We start from the raw sequence: 20,029 nt of genomic DNA, 5'->3' as shown, positions 1-20,029 counted from the left end.
TCAGCTATTTAGCCGAACGCGCTCAACTTTTTGGACTGATTAAAGCTGAACGTCAGCGACATCGAGAGAAAGAGGCTCTCCATCGACAAATATGGGAACCTCTTCCCTTAAGTTGACACCAATGGCAAGCACTGCGCCCCTACAGTAACGGATTTTGTCCACAATGTAGGGGCGAACTGCGTTCGCCCAAAAGGTACATTATCAAAGCGCAAGTCCCTAAATACTCTTGCCTCTTGCCTGTTGCCTCTTGCCTTTCCTAACTGATAACTGATAACTGAATTTAAATAGAGACTTCGCTTAATTCACGAGTGAGATGATCAAAGGGTTCAGCGATCAAAGAGGTGTCGGCAATACCCGCCTCAGTAGCCATGGCTTGAATCATTTCGCTCATGATTTGGATACCGCGCACCGTCGGACCGATGGGAACACCGAGGGAATTATAGGTTTCCCGCAGTCCTTGCAGTACCCGCTCATCTAGAACATTAGTATCAGCAGCTACTAGGGCATAACTGGCATAGCGGAGATAGTAATCCATATCCCGCAGACAGGCAGAATAACGACGGGTGGTGTAGGCATTACCCCCGGCGCGGATCAGTTCGGGAACTTCTTCAAATAGACGAATCGCCGCCCCACGCACGAGCGCCGCCGAATTAGCGTTAATTAGGGTGGCGGCAGCTAGACGGGCAGTTCCCGAGGCAAAATATTGTTTAAGATTATCGATCGCATCTCGATCGAGATAACGTCCGGTGACATCGTATTTTCTAATCAGGCTAGTTACCGCGTCTCGCATTATTAAGTTTCTCCCAACAGCAATAAAGGCATTTTTGAGTTTCGCTTTATTTATAATCTCACAGGGTTGAACTTCGGGGGACATCCCTAGTCTAACTCTCTTGCTTGTCTAACAATTTGTTGTTTTTTTGAGACATTTCTTTACATTTAAGGCATTGGCTGGACTTGCTCTGAGTGGCGGAATTATCCCTTATTAGTCGAGGTGGTGGACGAAGCGCTCAAAATAACGAGATTATCCCGATGAATAATGGTTTCTGCGGCCATATAACCTAATAAACTGGCAATACGCTCGGAATGTTGACCTTTAACTCGATCGATCTCCTCACTACTATAGTTAACAATTCCCCGGGCTAATTCCCGGCCTTCTTGATCGCACAATTGCACCGATTCCGAGGCACTAAATTCCCCCTCCACTTTGGTGATCCCGGCCGCGAGGAGAGATTTTCCCCCCTGACAAATGGCTTGAATCGCCCCCGCATCGAGATAGATTTTACCCATGGGCATTAGTCCGTAGGCGATCCAGCGTTTGCGGGCGTTATCACTGCGTTTTTGGGCCTCAAAACGGGTTCCGATCGCCTCTCCTGCCATAATTTTTAAGATATTGCTGGGCTGCCGTCCCCTAGTAATCGCCATTTCTACCCCGGCACTGGTGGCAATCCGGGCCGCCGCCAATTTAGTCGCCATACCCCCGGTCCCCCACTGACTGCCACTACTACCGGCATCGATCGATAGTTGCGCTAATTCTGCGGGAGTAACTCGGGTAATAGCCGCCGCTTCGGGAAATAGCCGGGGATCGGCACTGTAGAGGCGATCCACATCGGTGAGGATAAATAACCAGTCAGCCTCGATTAAACTGGCGACAAGGGCTGATAAGGTGTCATTATCGCCGAATTTTAACTCATCGATCGCCACCGTATCATTTTCGTTGACAATGGCAATTACCCCTAATTCAAACAAAGCCTGAAAAGTATTATAGGCGTTGACATAACAGGTGCGTTCCATCAATTCGGGACGGGTGAGCAGAATTTGGGCGATCGGTTGACCAAGACTGGTAAAGAGGTCATCATAGATCCGCATCAGACGACCTTGTCCGACGGCGGCGATCGCTTGTTTGAGGGCGATTTTTTTCGGTCTTTCCTGTATTCCCAGACGACGGCAGCCTACCCCGACGGCCCCGGAAGATACTAATACCACCCGATGACCGGCAGCGCGCAACCGGGTGAGGACTTCCACTAAAGCGGCGATCGTGGAGAGGGATAATTGACCGGTTTCATTATCGGTCAAACTGGAAGTACCGATTTTGATCACTATGGTTTGGTTCATTGTCAAGGCGCTTTTTTTGGAGGTTTTGCTAGATAGCCAAAGCTTTGATGGCAACTTTAATTAAAGTATAAAAACGGGGTTCAGTCACGTTGACTTCTCTAGCTTGTTGCCGATTTTTGCCTAATAAACCAATGCGCTGCCCTTTCTGCACGACTAAAATATCGCCCTGTTCATTTTTGATGCGAATCTCGTTTAAATCACCCCAAAAACTACATTGATACATTTTATCGGCGTGCATAAAAATTGCTTTTTTAATATTATCATTTTCTTGGGGTAATCGCACTCCCACTAATTCAATTTCTATGGTTGTATTACCATTCCAAGTATTTTCTTTGAGTTTATAGGCAATATCTAAATGAGTTGGTAAAGGACAATATTCGCCCCAACGCCATGCTAGGGCTTTAATTCTGGTATCATCCCTTTGAGCCAGCAATAATTTTAAATGATTTTTTCCGATAGTTTTCTGTTCCACTACGCGCACATTAGGAGTCCAAAAAACGGGTAATTCATTGCCAATTCCCCAGGGTTGCAAACTATCAATTTGTTGAAAAAGTTCCAGGGTAATTTGTTTAAAGTCGATGATAGTATCAATTTTAATTAAAGGTTTTAATTGTTCTATTTGTAAAATTTTGTGAGAAAATTGACTTAATCTTTGTTTAAATGCTAGTAAATTAGCTGTGGGTAAACTAAAACCCCCCGCCATTTTATGACCGCCAAATTTTCCTAGTAAATCTTGGCAAAATTGCAGGGCTTCAAAAACGTGAAATTCTTCAATTCCTCTGGCAGATCCGCGAATTTTACCCGCATCTTCTTCCTCGTAAGTACCGATAAAAACTGGCACTCCGTAGCGTTCCACCAAACGGGATGCCACAATACCAATTACCCCATGATGCCAATCTTTTTCGACTAAGACTAAAACTCGATCTTTTTGCCAAAGAATCGGCGTTTCTTCTACTAATTTAATCGCTTCTTCTTCAATTTTTTCGCACAATTCTTGACGAGTACGATTAATTTGTTCGCACTGCATCGCTCTTTCTAAGGCAATTCCTGCGTCATCGGTGGTTAATAATTCAATAACTATCTGGGGATCACCAATTCTGCCAATGGCATTAATTCTCGGTCCCAATTTAAAGCCAATATCATCCGGTTGTAATTGCTTTTGTTCCTCGCTAATTCCCGCTATTTGCATCAGGGATTGAATCCCGACTAATTGGGATTTGGGTAATTTTCTTAAACCCCGTTTTAACCAGCGACGATTTACCCCAATTAATGGGGCTAAATCTGCTATAGTGCCTAGAGTAAATAATGCTAATAATGACTCGGTTAATCCCTGTAATTTACCCATTTTTTGGGCAGTTGTCACCGCTAAAATATAGGCAACTCCCACCCCCGCTAATCCCTGATAGGGAGAGTTCGGGGTTAATAATTTTGGGTTGAGAATAGCGGAGGCATTTGGTAAAATTGGCGGCAGATCGTGATGATCGGTGATAATAACTTTTAATCCTAATTCTATCGCTAGGGCGATCGGTTCGTGAGCGGAAATACCATTATCAACGGTGAGAATCAATCCGACTCCCGATTCGGCAAATTCCTCCACAATGCGCTGATTAATTCCGTATCCCTCTTTCATGCGACTGGGTATGGCATGATTTACCCTAGCACCGAGATGTCTTAAGGCTCTTAGTAGTAAAGATGTACTGGTCATGCCATCAGCATCGTAGTCCCCACAGATAGCAATTTTGTCGCCAGAGGCGATCGCTTTTACTAATAAATTGACACTTTTTTCTAAGTCGGGAAATTCTCCCAGGGGAGAGGGTAGGATATCCGCTTCAGGATATATATAAGTTTTAGCTAATTCGGGGGTATCAATACCGCGATTAATTAAGATAGTTGCTAATAAGGATGATAATCCCATTTCCCGCGCTAACCTCTCGATTTTTTCGGAATTAGTTGCGGCAATATACCAGCGTTGGATGGGATATTTGTAGGGCATTTTTTGTTAAGTAAAAAGGTAGGGTGCGTTAGGGAAGCGTAACGCACCAAAAACAGGGTTAAAAGCGGATTTGGATGGCCCCAGCAGGAGGTTGAAAGGGGAGATTACTATTATTAATTCTCAGGGGAGAAGTAGGTACTACCTGCACATTGGGGGTGGTGGGTTGACTTTCGTTTGTACTCAGTAAAGTCAACTGATTAATACTAGAATTAATCGCAAATTGTTGGGTGATAACTCCCGACGGACAACAGGAAGGATCCCGAGGTAGAAATCTTCTCATATTGACGGTAATCATACCATCTTTAGCACTAAGATTATCGACAACTACTCGATCAGCTAACAGGACAGTATCGGTGTTAGTGGCAGTACCGTTATTATCGATCACTAGGGCTAAATAATGTAATTGCTGTTGCTCTCTGGTAATCACTCTTAACACGACAATACCATCAGTCCTTTGATCATTATTATAGTCCCCCATCAAGGCTTCTCGACTGACTTGCACTCCTAAAATTTGTCCTTCATTGGATTGAAAAATACCATCGCTGACAATTACGGAACCCCGATTGGGAATGTTATAGACGGTGTTTCTTAAATTATCCACGCTCAGGGGTGTAGATTGGGCAAGTAAGGGCAGAGAATTGTTTAATAGTAAACCGATACCCAGGAGGATAGATTGAGGCAAAACTGCTAATTTAATCATGGTTGTAATGGATTGGGTATATTTTCTTGAGTATCGAATAACCGCACGTTATTAATGGTACAAACCATCCCCTGTTGTTCCGCTAATTTATCTCGCCATTGGCTTAATTGTTGTTGACCATTACTACCATTTAACCAGTAAACTGTCAAGATGCCGATGGTTTGTTCTGGTTCACAGGAAAAGCTGAGAGTTTGATCGGGTATATCAGTATTTCCTTCATCACATTGCCAACCTTGTTTTTCAATTAATTCTTTCCAACCTTGCACTTCTTTGGCAGCCACGGCAATGCGTTGATCTCCTTGGTTACAAACCCAATTTTTCTGCTGGGTGGGATCATTCGGTAGATCACCAAGATTGGGGGAATTTTGCTTGATTGGGGGAAGCGAGGGGACTTGAGCATGAACGGAAAAAATCGGTAGTATTAAGAAAGTACCGATGAGTGTTTTTAACAGTTTCATCCTTTAAAATTGCCATATTTAGGGATTTATGCCTTTAGAATATCACGTTTTTGAGATAAGTAGTCGTGCAAAATTAATTTCCTAGTCGAGACTCCGAGACAGGAGACAGGAGACAGGAGACAGGAGACGGGAGACAGGAGACGGGATCGGATTTGAGTTTTCAGTTCACTGTTTACTCACAGCAGAAGTCTGACGGAGTAGTGGCTTAGATGTGTAATTAATTGTGCTTAGATACATATAGATAAAATACTCTCTTAAGATATGTTTAAATCTTTAATTATGGTTTCGATCGCATCAAAGGAAAATTCTCCGGCTAACTGTTGTAAACCTTGGGCAAGGGTAGCATAATCGGGGGGAATTTCTGCGGTTAGGGCGATAATTTTTTCATCATCACATTCTCGCGCAGCTTGTTGCAATTGTCCAATCCAGACGGGACTGATTAATTTTAATAGGGATTGCAGGGAATCGAGGAAAACTGGCGAATAATTGGGCTGATTTGGCTGATTATCGGCATAAATATATTTTAATCCTAAATATTCGCCCATTTTTTGCCAGATAACTTCCTCTCGGAAAGGTTTACGCACGAAATCATCACAACCGGCGGCAATAACCAAGGCGCGATCCTCTTCAAAAGCACTGGCAGTTAGGGCAATTATCACCGTTTTTCCGCGATTATCAGCCTCTAACTGCCGAATTTCCCTGGTTGCTTCGTAACCGTCTTTCACCGGCATTCTCATGTCCATCCAGATAAGATGAGGTTGCCATGCTTGCCAAATTGCGATCGCTTCTTGACCATTAGCGGCCTCTTGCACGGATAATCCTAGGCTAGTCAGGAGTTTCAGCAACAGTAAACGGCTTTCTGGTCGATCATCGACGACCAATATGCGATATTTAGGCTGATTTTCCGCTAAAGCGATCACTTTTGCCCTATTGGTTTCGGTTTTAATCTCATTTTCCCCCACTAAACCCACCTGAATATCAAAACTAAAAACACTTCCTTGACCCAGAATACTACTAACCCCGATCGCACCTCCCATCAACTCAACAAATTTTTTACTGATAGGTAAACCCAATCCTGTCCCCTGTTGGGATTTTCGTCCCGTTTCCGTTTGGTTAAAGGGTTGAAATAGCTTATAAATCTCCTCTGGGGCGATTCCTGCGCCTGTATCTTCAATTTCCCAGAGCAATCGCTGATAATCTCCTCTTTTCTCTCCTACTTTTCCCCGGAGAGTTACCCCTCCCGACTCGGTAAACTTCAATCCGTTACCCAAGAGATTGATGAACACCTGTCGCAATTTACTTTCATCAGTACATACATATTGGGGCAGATCGGAGCTGCGATCAAAAATTAAGCTTAAAGCTTTTGCCTGCGCTTGGGGACGGAGCATTTCGGCAATATTATCTAAAAGAGCGTATAAATCGAAATTACTAGGGTTAAAAACCGTTCTTCCTGCTTCTATCTTCGACATTTCTAGAATATCGTTGATTAACTCTAGTAAATGTTCCCCGCTACGATTGACAATTTCCAAATATTGGCGATATTCACTGCTGATGCTGCTATCCCGGGATATTAAGCGAGTAAAACCCAAGATAGCATTAAGCGGAGTGCGTAATTCATGGCTCATGTTAGCTAGAAACTCACTTTTAGCTTTATTTGCCTTAACTGCTGCTTCTTTAGCTTCTTTTAATTCTTTTTCCGCTTCATATCTAATTTGTGCGATCGCAATTAATTCTCCCAGCAACCGCACAAAGGTGACATCTTCCCCTGTCCATTGCTTTTCTGCACTTGCATCCAATCCCAGATAACCCACCGTTACCCCATCACTATCCCACATGGGAACGATTAAGAGACAGGGAGTAGGACTATGAGCGAGAATAGTTCTTTCAGGGATAGCAGTAGCGGGTAAATCATCTAAAGAGTTCAGTTTAACTGGAATACCGTTTAATAATTGTTCCGAAAACCAGGGAAAGGTTTCCGTCGAGAGATTTTGTGATTGTTCCCGAATCGGGATAACTTGCGGATAGTCGGGGTGACAGTATTCATAAACCATACTCCACTGCTGACGACAGGTGGAATATTGAATAATGTAACAGTGAGCGCTCTGGGTAAATTGACAGAGCAGTTCTAGGGTATGATCGATCGCCAAGTGGATATCTTGAGAAATTAGTAATCTTGTCACCCGCGAGAGAAAATTATCGCGATAGGCCTGCATTTCTAGGGCTTTTTCCCGTTTTTTAGACTCTAGTTCCTCAAAATCACCCATAATCAGTTATCAGTTATCAGTTATCAGTTAAAAGGGTTTGGGTGTTGAGGTTGTAGGGTTTTAGGGTGTTAGTTGATTTTCCCCATCACCCCACTTCCCCACTTCCCCACTTCCCGTCTCCTGTCTCCCCAATCAAAAAACAGTAAACTTTTCCCCTATTATGTTCTATAGGAATTTTACCGAATCAATATGCTCAAATTATTAGCTTCTCTCCTTCTCTGCTGCTGTGTAGTCTTGGGTATTTCCCTGTCACCGGCTGCTGCCATGGGAGTCTATGACCTCCCTATTTTAAGCCCCGGAGCACCCACTTATGTGGTCGATCCTGTTTCGGCCATTAGTGCCGCTAACGAAGGAAAATTAAATAAAGATCTGAAAAATCTTGCCGAAAAAACCGGCCAAGAAGTGAGAATGGTGGTAGTCCGGCGCCTGGATTACGGTCAAAAAATTGACAATTTAGCCGATGATATCCTGAGAGAATGGTATCCTAATCCTGAAGATCGGACTAATCAAACTATCATCGTCCTTGATACTTTAACCAATAAAACTGCTATTCGGGTTGGGGAGGAAGCAAAACCCCTATTAACCGATGCTATTGCTGATAGTATCCTCTCGGAAACTATGGCAGTTCCCCTCAAAGATGGGGGAAAATATAATCAAGCTTTACTCGATGCTAGTCGTCGTCTAACGGCGGTACTTTCTGGAGAAGCGGATCCCGGACCGCCGGAAGTAGCGACAATTAATATCGAAAGTACCTTTACTACCGCAGAAGAAACTGACGATAAAAATGCCACGATTTGGGTGATAGTTTTACTGGTTTTAGCTACAGTAATTCCCATGGTCACCTATTTTTGGTACGCTGGTTTTGGTCGCTAAATTAAATTAATGTTCTGGGACTGATACAGCTAAAATATTCTCAGAGATAGTACAATCCTCCTCCTGCATAGGCAAGATGAATTAACTTCTAGTAGTAGATTCGAGTTGTATCAGTTCACCCCATTTGCTTAACCTTAATAACTAATGTCTAAACTGGTAAATAAACTACAATCCTATTATCGAGAGGAGGAAGGAACTTACTTAATTGAAATTAAACTTAATCAGTTACAGCAAGTCTTTAATTCTCTCGATCCTTCGCCATTTTTAGATAGAGATTTAGACGATAACGCCGAAAATTATATTATTAACTCTGTGGATGAATTTCCCCTCAATACCCCCCTTAAATTAGTCTTTTATCTCCCCAGTCAAGAACAGAATAACGCCCGAAATCTGTTACCCTCAGCTTTACATAATTATTTTGACTATCGCCAACAGGGAGAACAAAGAAAATTACGCACAATTTGGCGACAGGGACGCATATCTTTAATAATTGGTCTCTCCTTTCTTTTTGTTTGTTTGAGTCTTAGCGAATTAATTGGTCGTTTTGGCAGTGATACATTTATTCACTTTTTAGAAGAAGGATTATTAATTAGTGGTTGGGTGGCCCTCTGGCGACCTTTAGAAATTTTTCTTTACGAATGGTGGCCTGTCAGTTATCAACAAAAGATTTTTGCTAAACTGGCCTACATCCCCATTGAAATTCGTCTATTAGAGGAACCATCCACCCCGGACTCTTTTCGATAGCTCTAATCCTACCGATGGCTTGTGTTCAAAGTTACAAAGCTTTTATTTGAAGCAGTTTACAATAAAAAAAATCCGTACAAAGCTTATCGGTTTTCAGCTTGGCTATTACTTTATCCTCAAACTTTTAACTAAGTGGTCGGGCCTAACTTTTTTCAGTCTGGCAATTATTGGCGTTCCATCTCTACCAATCCTGACAAAATTTCATCTAGATAGGAGGCCTAATGTTAATCCGTGTTGGTTATGAATTTGGCTTTGATGCCCCTTTACCCCTAGTCATGTTGTTAAAACTTCATCTACACCCCTCAATTTTAGATCAAGTTAGACAACCGGAAAACTTGCGGGTGAAACCAGCAACAAAAATAGAAGAATTTTTAGATAGTTTCGGTAATCGAACCAGTCGTTTAATTTTACCCGCCGGACAGATCCGCATTCACAATGAAGCAGTTATCGAGAATGAATGGAAACCCGATATAGTTAATTGGAATGCCCAAGAAATTCCCTTAACAGAGTTACCAACCCAAGTTTTTCCCTACCTCATGAGTAGCCGTTATTGTGAAGTAGATTTGCTTACGGAAATTGCCTGGGAACTTTTCGGACAAACTCCCCCCGGTTGGGCAAGAGTACAAGCGGTTTGTGATTGGGTTCATAGTCACATTCGTTTTGGTTACGAATACGCGCGAGTGACAAAAACCGCCTATGATGTATATCGGGAAAGAACGGGGGTTTGTCGCGATTTTAATCATCTAGCTTTGACTTTTTGCCGTTGCCTAAATATTCCTGCTCGTTATGCCTCTGGATATCTCGGAGATATCGGTATTTCTCCCCAACCTCTACCGATGGATTTTAGTGCTTGGTTTGAAGTCTATTTAGACCATCAATGGTACACTTTTGATGCTCGTCATAACACCCCCAGAATCGGGCGGATTTTAATGACTCGCGGCTTAGATGCCGTTGATGCTGCCCTAACAACGTCTTTTGGTCAAGTAAATTTAACAAAATTTAAAGTATGGACGAGTGATGTTTCCCATCTCTAGATTTAATCAGAGTATTTATTACAGCCTTTTTGATCAAATCGGGGCTAAATAATTCCTCCCTGGGTTCCTCTGATAAATCACAATTAAGCATAATCTCTTAAAACGTAGCCTACTCCTCGCACTGTCTGGATCAAACGTTTAGGATTAGCAGACTCCAACTTAACTCGTAAGGCACGAATATACACTTCAATAATATTAGAATCGCCCATAAAATCGTAACCCCAAACGGTTTCGAGAATTTGCTCGCGAGTGAGTACCTGCCGGGGATGACGTAAGATAAACTCTAATAAGTCAAACTCTTTAGCCGTTAATTCAATCAATTGACTATCTCGATACACTTCCCGAGCAAGACAATTCAAGGTCAAATCTTCAAAAGTAAATATATTTAAATCTTGGGCATGGGTGCGACGTAAACGAGCTTTCACCCTAGCTAAGAGTTCTTCCATGCTAAAAGGTTTAGTAACATAATCATCGGCTCCGGCATTTAAGCCCGTCACTCGATCGGGGATTTCATCTTTAGCTGTTAAGATGATAATCGGTGCTTCCATCCCGGTTTTTCGCAGTCGTAAACATAAATCTAATCCAGAAATAACCGGCAGCATCCAATCTAAAATTAACAAATCTGGTGAAGAATCCCTAGCGATTTTCAGTCCATCCATGCCATTAGAAGCAATAGTAACTTGATAGCCTTCCAAATGAAGTTCTGTGGCGATAAATTCGGCGAGTTTAGGATCATCTTCCACGAGAAGAATATGCTCGTTCATAACTGCGGTTGCCAGAGAGGTAGAATGATAGTAAAGGTACTGCCTTGACCGGGTTGAGAGCGGAGAGTGATGCGACCCTCCATTCCTTCAATTAGACTTTTAGCGATCGCCAAACCCAAACCCGTGCCGTCTCGCGAGCGAGTCATCGACTCATCAACCCGATAAAACCGTTCAAAAATGCGATTTTGATGGGAGAGAGAGATACCGATTCCCCGATCACATACATGGATAAGAGCCGAATTAGCCTGCTTTTCTAAGATCAGATCGACCGGTTGCTCGGGAGCAGAATACTTGATCGCATTATCGAGCAAATTGATTAAAACTTGCTGTAATCGATCTTGGTCGCCACAAATTACCACATCTTCATTGGTTAATAATAAAGTCATCTTGCGATCGCTAACTTTTTGACTCATCGCCGCCACTTCTGTCAGCAAAGTATTGAGAATAATAGGATGGGAGCGAAAATGGAGATGACCGCTATCGGCACGGGCGAGATCGAGCAAATCTTGTAACATCCGGATAATTCTCTCGGTTTCTGACGTGGCTGTTTCCAGAGCTTGCTGTTGGTAGGGATTTAAATTAGTGCTGCGTCGCTGGAGACTTTGTAAATAACCGATCACGACTGTTAGAGGGGTACGCAGTTCATGGGAAACATTGCCGACAAACTGACGTTGCTGTTCCCAAGCTCCCGATAATCGCCACAACATCTGATTAAAAGCGGTAGCTAGTCCTAAAATTTCATCTGGCGCTTGTTCAAGTTGCAATTTTGCCCCATTTAAATCATCGGCAGAAACGGCACTAGCAATTTGACTCATGCGAGTCAGCGGCAACATAGCCTGACGGATCCGTTGGGAAATTAAGACAATTAAGCTCAATAGGACGAGAATACTCAGCCAAAATAAGCCCCATAACCCCGCCTGATATTTCTGGTGATCGGCCGTGATATCTTGGGATAGATACAATTTCCCCGACAGTTGACCCTTGATAGTCAGAGGAGTGCCACATAAAACAATATCGCGTCCGTCAAAGTGAATAATTTGGGGTGCATCGGGTACTCTGGTTAGGGATGCCGCCGCACGCATCTCGGTGACATTGCCATCAACCCTAGGAGACTGTCCCAACAGTTGTCCATCGGAGTTTTTAACCCAGATGACTAACCCCGCAGTGGAGACTCGCTCAATGGTTTTTTCTAATCCCGTAGTCAGAGATCCCATCTGAGCGTACATTTCCAACTGCTCAGGAAAACGCTTGGCGATATATTCTAGAGTTTGTTTATGGGCAGCGACTAAATTCTGCTCCATTTGCCAACCGGCCCAAATGGCTACACTACCAAGTCCGATAATCGAGATGGTCAATAGTTCTAAGGTTAAGCGAAACTGAAGCGAGCTGGTAGAAACGGGTTTACTAGGCAAAAATTGCCCAAAAATGCCGACAAGGCGAGGTAGCTTCATGGGTGTATGGTTAGTGATCAAAAATAGGGAGATTTAAAAATTTTTCGCCGTACCTTGTCCGGGATCGAACTCGAAACGCTGACTATAGTTAGTTTCACCGTACAGGTTAAAGCTCAGGGTTGGCTCATCTCCGATCGCTTCTATATGGTGAATAGCAGCCGGCATTAAGCAGAGAATATCACCCGGGACGAGTAGGCGATCGCCGACTTTTCTGATCTGATCCGGTAATTCGGGGGTGGGGGAACGTTGCCAGAAGCTGTTTTTTTCCTGTCCCTTTAACAAAGCTACTACCCCCCAACAACCATGATTATGAATCGGGGAAGTGCTACCCACAGACCAAGCGACCAGTTGTACTGTCAGGGGAAAAAATGGCTCATCGTAGAGGGTTAATACCTCCCAACCGGTTTCGGGATTGGGTTCTAGACTAAGAATATCCAACCAGGGCGAATTGTTTAGGAGTTGGCGAACTAGAATCCGAATTGCTTCTAATCGTGAGCGATCGTCGCTAATCTGGGTTAAGGTATCTTCTAGATCGGATAAAAAGCGATAGAGCCAGTAGGGATGGGATAATTCGGAGTTTGCGGGGGTTATTTCGTAGGCCGAGCATTGCCCATGATTATCCACCAACCAGTCTTTTCCTGTCATAGTTGCGATCTGAATGGTTTAAATTAGCATATTAGGGCGAAAAGTTGTCTTTTAGCCGCAATTAATCGGGTTTCTTCTTGATTTTATCAGCAAGATTTCGGGAAAAGATGATCCCTTCGTGATCGGTAGATGAATTTTTGCTGAAAAGATTGAAGGACGATTCTCCTGGATGGATGAGGGCAATTGCCAGTTAAAGTCAGATTTTTTATCTATTATCTATCTGGTCTTCATCTGAGACTCAGGTTTCTAGAATTTAATCTTAACTGTCAGCTACACTGGTTTCCTCCGGTGGCAAGCTGGATTCTTCCGGGGTAATACCCTTGACTTCCCAAAAAATCTCTAATCTTAATTGGAAAATTTAACTCATGCGTAAACCATCAGCGTTATTATGGCTCGGTCTTTGTCTTAGTAGTTTAGCGGTTACGGTTTCCCTGGTAGCTGGAACATCGGCGAAAACCTTGACTAATTCTGATTCAGTGGTCAGTAAAGGTACTTTTAGTATTGCCCAAGCTAATCCCTGTGCCTCGAAAAATCCCTGCGCTAGCACTGATCCCTGTGCCTCGAAAAATCCCTGCGCTGCTAAACAGGGTAATGTGGGCGGTCCCTTAGCGCGACAATTGCAAGGAAAACCCGTGGTTGTCGATATCTATGCTAGTTGGTGTCCTGCCTGTAAAAATGTTGCCCCCACTCTTTCCCAACTTAAAAAAGATTACGCGGGTAAAGCTAATTTTATCGTCTTAGATGTCAGCGATCGCTCGAAAGCGGACAAATCAGCCCGCAAAGCCCAAGAATTGGGTCTAGGTCGTTTTTTTGAGGCCAATAAGTCCCAAACTGGCATGATTGCGATTATTGATCCCGCTACGGGCAGTATTTTGGCACAATACCGGAATAATGCCGATAAATCTGCCTATTCCTCCGTACTGAACTCGGCTATTAATAAAAAATAGTCGAAGATTTCCCAGCTTGGGGAGTACCAGCGATCGCCAAGGACTCCCGGGGCAATTTTATTTTTTTGGATCATTTCAGGAGAATTTTATGCGACGAGTATCGGAGTCAGTCGAAGGGTTGAAACCTGACAAAAAAGCGAAAATATCGAAAAAATTATTATTTTATCTGGTTTTAGGGCTTCTAGCTCTTATTTTAGTCCTTACCATCGGACCAATTATCGGCCATCCTCTGGAAAGAGCAATCTCGATCGTCGAAAATAGCTATCAGCAATGGTTAGATCGACAAGATACAAACAATCCTCTAGTTTTACTGCCCCTAGCTTTTTTGGGTGGCGTAATTGCCAGCATATCTCCCTGTATTCTGGCACTATTGCCCGTTAACCTCAGCTATATCGGCACCCTGAAAATAGAATCTCGTTGGGATGCCTTCAGTAAAGCAGGTTTATTTGTACTAGGAGCGGTGACAATTTTAAGTCTTTTTGGTTTAGTTTCTTCCTTTGCTGGGGCGGTGATGGTGGAGTACCGAGGTTATATTAATATTGTTGTCGGTTTGATTATGGCGGTCATGGGTCTATGGTTATTGGGAGTAATTAAGCTACCTTTACCGCAAATGAACTTAAATCTCCCCCAAGCAGGTCCCTACGGAGTCGGATTAACTTTTGCTCTTGTTAGCTCTCCCTGTGCTAGTCCTGTCCTCTTTGCTGTTTTGGCCGCCGCTGCCGCTACTGGTTCTCAAGTCCTCGGCACCCTGACCATGGTTAGTTATGCTCTTGGTTATACAATTCTCATTTTCTTGGCCAGTTTATTTACTGGTCTAGCCAAACAAAGCCGGAATTTATTGCAACATTCCGAGACGATTATCCGTTTAGGTAGCGTGGCACTGATGGTGACGGGAGCCTATTATTTAGTTACTGGTACTCAATGGTTTATGGGCAGCTAAGATGGTAACTCTAGAGGGGGAACGCCAAAAAAGCCGCCAGATAACCACTATTTTTCTACCTTAACCCGTTGAGTAACCACAACAATCCCATCTCCTTGAATTAAAATCGCCGATAACCAACGATTTTCTGGTGTTGCCGGCGCTTTTACCCGCTTAAATAAACCGCCGGACTGTAATAATTCCAATTCTAGAGGCTTTGTATTAATATAACGCTCAATATCTACTTTCTCATCGATCGCCGCTCCAGCCAATAAATCATCCCCTAAAGGTTCGCGAACAATCACATCAAAATCAAATTCTTGACCGACTTTCACCCTTTCCGGAATTCTCACTTGAACAATGGGGGGATTTTTGCCAGTGCTTAACTCAACCCTCTCGCTTAAAATCTCCTGATAAACCAGTTTATTGCCCTGAAATTGCTGACGAGAACGAATCGTGGCATTCATTTCCACCACTCGTCCCTGCACCTTTCCCGTCCCGGTAATTTTAGTAATTGTATTGGCCGTTAACTTGTCCCCAGAACGACTCCAAGATTCGAGAGTCGTAGTGTATTGTAGATTGTTATAACGTTCCCAAAAATGAGTTAAAGCTTTTTGAGTTTTTTCGTAGGTCAAACCATCGGAGTTAGTAAATTTCGGACTATAAAACTCCATTAATTGCTTGAGATCTCGCTCATTAGCCGCCGTTTCGATTTTAGAGATAAGGGTTTTTAAATTAGCAGGGGCAGTTTCTGGCTTTTCGGCCCGCAAACTGGTCGCAAGGGTAAAAGTTAACCCCAAACCTAACAGCAACGATAGGGAAAAATTGAGAGATTGACGAAAAAATTTATCGGGAATCGTGTTCAAGTTACGCATTAGTGATAGTTTGTGTAAGGATCGATAACTATGGTAGATTATTTCATTCTAGGACTGAATTTACCCTCTCTCGAACTATGGCACGCACTCCAACCCGTCTCTTGATTGCCGCTAGTGGTACTGGTGGTCATTTATTTCCCGCTTTGGCCCTGGCCGAGCGCTTGCCGGATTACGAGATTGAATGGTTAGGAGTTCCAGACCGTCTGGAACAGTCCTTAGTTCCAAAAACCTATCCCCTGCACAGCATCCCGATTGAGGGGTTTCAAACCCGTTTGGGGTTAAAAACTCTCAAGATTCTGTTCGGTCAACTGCGGGCCATTTGGCAAGTGCGTAGTTTAATCAAAAAACGTCAGATAGCGGCAGTTTTTACCACCGGGGGTTATATCGCAGGTCCCACCATTTTAGCGGCTCGTTTAGCCAATATTCCCGTCATCCTACACGAATCTAACTACATACCGGGCAAAGTCACGAAAGTTCTCGGTCGCTGGTGCGATACGGTTGCCCTCGGTTTTCAGGGAACCGCCAGCTATTTACCCGGCACTCGCACCACTTGGGTTAGTACGCCTGTACGAGAGCAGTTTCTCATTCCCCAGTCCCTGGATTTACCGATTCCAGAGGATGCTTTTTTAATTGTCGTTGCCGGTGGTTCTCAAGGGGCCGTGGCTCTTAATCAAATTGTCCGACAAAGCGCTCCCCAATGGTTAGAAAAAGGCATTTATATCGTGCATCTCACGGGAGAAAACGACCCCGAAGCGGATAGTTTACGCCATTCTAACTATTTGTCCCGGCCTTTTTACGACAATATGGCGGGATTATGGCAAAGAGCTAATCTGGCTATCAGTCGCTCCGGAGCCAGCACTTTAACAGAATTAGCGATCACTTGTACGCCTTCGATTTTAATTCCCTATCCTTTTGCTGCCGAAGACCATCAGTTTTATAATGCCAAAGTTTTCGCTGAAGCTCAAGCCGCTTATCTTTATCGTCAAAATGAGTTAACTGCTCAGTTTTTAGGCGAATTAGTCCTGGATTTATGGTCTAATCCCGAAAAATTGGCCGCCATGGCCCGACAAGCTTCTTATCTAGCTATTAGTGACAGTGCCGATTTATTAGCCGACTTGTTGAGAAGAAAGAGTCAAAAAGATAGTTTTTGAAACAAATCAGCCACGGGAAAAGTGAACCCCGGAACCACATCTTCCCCCTCCAGAAAATCTCCTGATGTTAATAATCCCTGCGGTTCGTACCCGGAACGATAAACTAAAACATAGTGTTGACCTGGACTGATAACCCAGAGCAAACGAGTCCCATTGGCAAAATATTCGGCAATTTTGTCCTCGATTTCTGCCACTGTATTCCCTGGAGAGAGAATTTCTACCACTAAATCTGGCCCACCTTCTAAAAAACCCGTCGGCAATTCTTCCAATCCTTGCAGACGTTCCTTAGCAAAAAAAGCTATATCAGGAGAACGTTTATTACCATTTTTCATAGTAAAAGCAGTGCCAGAGTCCAATAATACCCCTAGTTTTCGAGATGTTACTAAAGCGAATAAAGCAGCACTTAAAATAATGGCAATATAACCGTGTAAAGCACCAGAATTTCCCATATTAGTTAACTCTCCCTTGACTAATTCGTAACGATTACCATCGTCAGGTAACGCCATAAATTCTGCATCAGTCCATACTTTTGTCTCTGGAGTTTTTATCACAGTAGTTTCTCGAATAGACATAATTTATCCTCGGTAAAGATTCACAAGTAAAACCCTTAAAGAATTTCCTGTAACATCCGATTGGCCTGGGAAGCGTAACCACCACCAAATAAATTAAAGTGGTTGAGAATATGGTAGAGATTGTAAAGAGTTTTGCGCTTTTGATAACCAGCATTGAGGGGGAAAACATCGTTATAACCCCGATAAAAAGCCGCCGGAAAACCGCCAAAAAGTTCCGTCATGGCTAAATCTACCTCCCGGTCTCCCCAATAGGTGGCAGGGTCTAAAATTACTGGTTCCCCATCGACGGTAATTGCCGCATTTCCCGACCACAAATCACCGTGGACGAGGGAGGGATGGGGTTGATGCTGACTCAAAATCTCGCTAATAACGGGAATAACTTGATCCTCGTCGGGAAAATTGCCGCCTCGCTCCTTCGCAAGTCTTAATTGATAGCCAATACGCTGATGAGCGAAAAAATCCGCCCAATTGTTACTAATGGTATTAATCTGGGGAGTAGAACCAATGGTATTATTACACTGCCAACCAAAGCGATCGGATAGGGAAACTTGATGTAAATGAGCTAAATTTCGCCCCATTTTTTCCCAGCTTTGACTATCGCCACCGCCAAATTCTAGCCACTCTAGAACTAAATAACTAGATTTCTCGGCAATTCCCCAACAAATTGGCTCTGGAACCCTGATAGTTTTGGTAGCGTGAATTTGCTTTAATCCTAAAGCTTCGGCTGCAAACATGGCCTCTTGGTTCGCTTGGTTAATCTTAACAAAATAAATTAAACCATTGCCACTAACGGCATAACCCTGATTGATGCAGCCACCACTAACGGGATGACTTTTCTCGATTTCAAAAGGTTTTTCCGTGGTTTGGGCAATATGTCGAGCAATTTGAGTCCACATGGTTTATCAGAATTCAGGAGTCAGGAGTCAGTAGTCAGGAGTCGGGAGTCAGGTGTTGGGGTGTTAGGGTGTTAGGGTGTTAGGGTTTTGGTTGAAATTTCCCCATTTCCCCATTTCCCCATTTCCCCATTCTCTGTTCACTGAATTGGTCTTACCACCACCACACCGTAAGCGTTGGGATTTAAATACTCTTGACAGGCATTTTGAATATCCTTTAAAGTAAGGGCTTCAATGTGTTGGGGATAACAAAAAGCTGGTTGTAAATCACCTATCTGAGTATGATAATAACCGTAAAGGTTGGCCCGATCGCTCGGTCTTTCATTGCTAAAAATAAACCGATTGGCCACTTGGGTTTTAACTCGTTCCAGTTCAGAAACTGTCACAGCTTCCTGTTGAATTTGTCCAATCTGTGCTAACACCTCTCTCTCCACTTGCTCGATATTTTCCGAGGCTAATTGGGCCGACACGGAAAACACCCCTTGCACTGCTTGGGACATATTACTGGCAGTTATTTGGGAAACTAAGCCCTTTTCTTGGCGCAGAGACTGAAATAATCGCGATACCTTGCCCTGACCCAGAATAGCCGCTAAAACATCGAGAGGATAGGTTTTTTCTAAGTCTCTCAACCCCGGCACTTTCCAAAATAGGATTAAGCGGGCCTGCTGCAAATTTTCATCCTCGTATTCTTGACGGATAATCTCGTTAAAGGGAGCTTCAGGCTGTAGATTAGCGATGGGATGAGGAATAAGCCCAGAATTGCCCTTACTGCCTAAAGTATCTAGAGAATCGCTCACAATAGCCATTAAATCATCTACAGGCAAATTACCCACCACCGCCACCGTCATCCATTCGGGACGATACCAAGTCCGATGAAAATCGCGCATTTGTTGAGCAGTAAGATTTTCAATCACTGCCATCGGACCCAACACCGGACGACGATAGGGTAAAACTTGAAAACAAGTCTCCATGGTGCGATAAAAAGTGCGACGACGGGGATTATCCTGAGAACGACGAATTTCTTCTAAAATAACCTGTCTTTCCCGCTCAAAAGCTTCATCAGGGATTAAAGCTTCTAAAACCACTTCTAGCTGCAGCGGGGCCAGATGGGCGAAGTCCTGCGGGGCAGTGGTAATGTAATAATGGGTGTATTCTTGGCTAGTAGCGGCATTAGTCACCGCTCCCCTCGATTCGATCGCCCGTTCAAATTCACCACTGTCTAAGTTAGGGGTTCCCTTAAAAACCATGTGTTCGAGAAAATGAGCCATCCCATTGATCTGATCCGATTCTAAGGCCGAGCCGACCTGCAGCCAAACATTGAGATTAACCGCTTCTACCGGTTGACTTTCGGCAATAATCGTCAAACCATTACCAAGACGGTGCAGAATCGGAGTGTTGAGCGTGGCAGGTTTCCCTAGGATAGCCGTCATTCTTTATTAGTCCTCGGTGATCACTCTGGCAAAAATTGTTACTTTTCTCTATTGTAGTCCCAGACTTTCACAGAGCCAACAAGATCAGGTGTTGGGTGTTAGGAGTCACTATTCAGGGGACAGGAGACAGGAGACAGTATTCAGGAGACAGGAGACAGGAGATTATTTTTATTTATTCTTTCCACACCCCACACCCCACACCCC

Annotated in this window: 19 protein-coding genes; 6 read left to right on the top strand and 13 right to left on the bottom strand. The window is 43.7% G+C overall.

Annotated features, from left to right (window positions below):
• Window positions 1-280: 280 nt before the first annotated feature.
• The 6 genes from apcB to IQ234_RS12695 form a co-directional block, all read right to left on the bottom strand.
• The gene (gene apcB / locus IQ234_RS12720; protein WP_228008509.1) at window positions 281-874 is read right to left on the bottom strand and encodes an allophycocyanin subunit beta; all 594 of its coding nucleotides are present in this window, start codon (window positions 872-874) and stop codon (window positions 281-283) included.
• Window positions 875-972: 98 nt separating this feature from the next.
• Complete coding sequence (proB, locus tag IQ234_RS12715; RefSeq protein ID WP_228008508.1) at window positions 973-2,112, bottom strand: glutamate 5-kinase; 1,140 nt, start codon at window positions 2,110-2,112, stop codon at window positions 973-975.
• 28 nt (window positions 2,113-2,140) lie between these two features.
• Complete coding sequence (recJ, locus tag IQ234_RS12710; RefSeq protein WP_193957364.1) at window positions 2,141-4,105, bottom strand: single-stranded-DNA-specific exonuclease RecJ; 1,965 nt, start codon at window positions 4,103-4,105, stop codon at window positions 2,141-2,143.
• Between the two features lie 58 nt (window positions 4,106-4,163).
• Window positions 4,164-4,805, bottom strand: coding sequence for a hypothetical protein (locus IQ234_RS12705; protein ID WP_193957363.1), 642 nt, complete (start codon window positions 4,803-4,805; stop codon window positions 4,164-4,166).
• A complete protein-coding gene (locus IQ234_RS12700; RefSeq protein WP_193957362.1) occupies window positions 4,802-5,263 on the bottom strand; it encodes a hypothetical protein in 462 nt (153 codons plus the stop codon). Before IQ234_RS12700 ends, IQ234_RS12705 begins: the two co-directional genes overlap by 4 nt.
• A 254-nt stretch (window positions 5,264-5,517) precedes the next feature.
• Entirely contained in the window at window positions 5,518-7,527 is a 2,010-nt protein-coding gene (locus IQ234_RS12695; RefSeq protein ID WP_193957361.1) for an ATP-binding protein, read from the bottom strand.
• A gap of 189 nt (window positions 7,528-7,716) precedes the next feature.
• Between IQ234_RS12695 and psb32 the strand changes: the two genes are divergently transcribed.
• From psb32 to IQ234_RS12680, 3 genes are all read left to right on the top strand, one after another.
• Window positions 7,717-8,400 (top strand): photosystem II repair protein Psb32, encoded by a 684-nt coding sequence (psb32, locus tag IQ234_RS12690; RefSeq protein WP_193957360.1) that lies wholly within the window; start codon window positions 7,717-7,719, stop codon window positions 8,398-8,400.
• 144 nt (window positions 8,401-8,544) lie between these two features.
• A complete protein-coding gene (locus IQ234_RS12685; protein WP_193957359.1) occupies window positions 8,545-9,144 on the top strand; it encodes a hypothetical protein in 600 nt (199 codons plus the stop codon).
• Window positions 9,145-9,365: 221 nt separating this feature from the next.
• Window positions 9,366-10,178 (top strand): transglutaminase-like domain-containing protein, encoded by an 813-nt coding sequence (locus tag IQ234_RS12680; RefSeq protein ID WP_193957358.1) that lies wholly within the window; start codon window positions 9,366-9,368, stop codon window positions 10,176-10,178.
• A gap of 83 nt (window positions 10,179-10,261) precedes the next feature.
• Here the strand turns inward: IQ234_RS12680 and IQ234_RS12675 are convergent, their stop codons facing one another.
• From IQ234_RS12675 to IQ234_RS12665, 3 genes are read right to left on the bottom strand one after another with little or no spacing between them, the layout of a single operon-like run.
• Window positions 10,262-10,942: a response regulator transcription factor gene (locus tag IQ234_RS12675; protein ID WP_110578746.1), complete on the bottom strand. Its 681-nt coding sequence runs from the start codon at window positions 10,940-10,942 to the stop codon at window positions 10,262-10,264.
• On the bottom strand, window positions 10,939-12,393 hold the full coding sequence (locus IQ234_RS12670; protein ID WP_193957357.1) for a sensor histidine kinase: 1,455 nt from the start codon (window positions 12,391-12,393) through the stop codon (window positions 10,939-10,941). The genes IQ234_RS12675 and IQ234_RS12670 overlap by 4 nt, the downstream gene beginning before the upstream one ends.
• A gap of 33 nt (window positions 12,394-12,426) precedes the next feature.
• Window positions 12,427-13,038, bottom strand: coding sequence for a cupin (locus IQ234_RS12665; protein WP_193957356.1), 612 nt, complete (start codon window positions 13,036-13,038; stop codon window positions 12,427-12,429).
• A gap of 365 nt (window positions 13,039-13,403) precedes the next feature.
• On the opposite strand from IQ234_RS12665, the gene IQ234_RS12660 reads away from it, so the two are divergent.
• Both IQ234_RS12660 and IQ234_RS12655 read left to right on the top strand, forming a co-directional pair.
• Window positions 13,404-13,985: a TlpA family protein disulfide reductase gene (locus IQ234_RS12660; protein ID WP_002741102.1), complete on the top strand. Its 582-nt coding sequence runs from the start codon at window positions 13,404-13,406 to the stop codon at window positions 13,983-13,985.
• Window positions 13,986-14,073: 88 nt separating this feature from the next.
• Entirely contained in the window at window positions 14,074-14,925 is an 852-nt protein-coding gene (locus IQ234_RS12655) for a cytochrome c biogenesis CcdA family protein (protein WP_193957355.1), read from the top strand.
• A gap of 47 nt (window positions 14,926-14,972) precedes the next feature.
• Here the strand turns inward: IQ234_RS12655 and IQ234_RS12650 are convergent, their stop codons facing one another.
• A complete protein-coding gene (locus IQ234_RS12650) occupies window positions 14,973-15,779 on the bottom strand; it encodes a nuclear transport factor 2 family protein (RefSeq protein WP_193957354.1) in 807 nt (268 codons plus the stop codon).
• A 77-nt stretch (window positions 15,780-15,856) separates the two neighbouring features.
• Between IQ234_RS12650 and murG the strand changes: the two genes are divergently transcribed.
• A complete protein-coding gene (gene murG / locus IQ234_RS12645; protein ID WP_193957353.1) occupies window positions 15,857-16,930 on the top strand; it encodes an undecaprenyldiphospho-muramoylpentapeptide beta-N-acetylglucosaminyltransferase in 1,074 nt (357 codons plus the stop codon).
• Here murG and IQ234_RS12640 read toward each other — a convergent pair.
• The 3 genes from IQ234_RS12640 to IQ234_RS12630 form a co-directional block, all read right to left on the bottom strand.
• A complete protein-coding gene (locus tag IQ234_RS12640; RefSeq protein ID WP_193957352.1) occupies window positions 16,912-17,502 on the bottom strand; it encodes a Uma2 family endonuclease in 591 nt (196 codons plus the stop codon). The two genes, murG and IQ234_RS12640, sit on opposite strands and share 19 nt — an antisense overlap.
• Window positions 17,503-17,537: 35 nt before the next feature.
• Window positions 17,538-18,398, bottom strand: coding sequence for a fructosamine kinase family protein (locus IQ234_RS12635; RefSeq protein ID WP_193957351.1), 861 nt, complete (start codon window positions 18,396-18,398; stop codon window positions 17,538-17,540).
• 137 nt (window positions 18,399-18,535) lie between these two features.
• Complete coding sequence (locus IQ234_RS12630) at window positions 18,536-19,825, bottom strand: M16 family metallopeptidase (RefSeq protein WP_193957350.1); 1,290 nt, start codon at window positions 19,823-19,825, stop codon at window positions 18,536-18,538.
• Window positions 19,826-20,029 lie beyond the last annotated feature (204 nt).

It is taken from the genome of Microcystis aeruginosa LEGE 91341, assembly GCF_015206885.1.
GTDB lineage: Bacteria > Cyanobacteriota > Cyanobacteriia > Cyanobacteriales > Microcystaceae > Microcystis > Microcystis aeruginosa_H.
The sequence above is the reverse complement of the archived record's forward strand: the minus strand, read 5'-3'. Positions and strand labels throughout refer to the sequence as shown.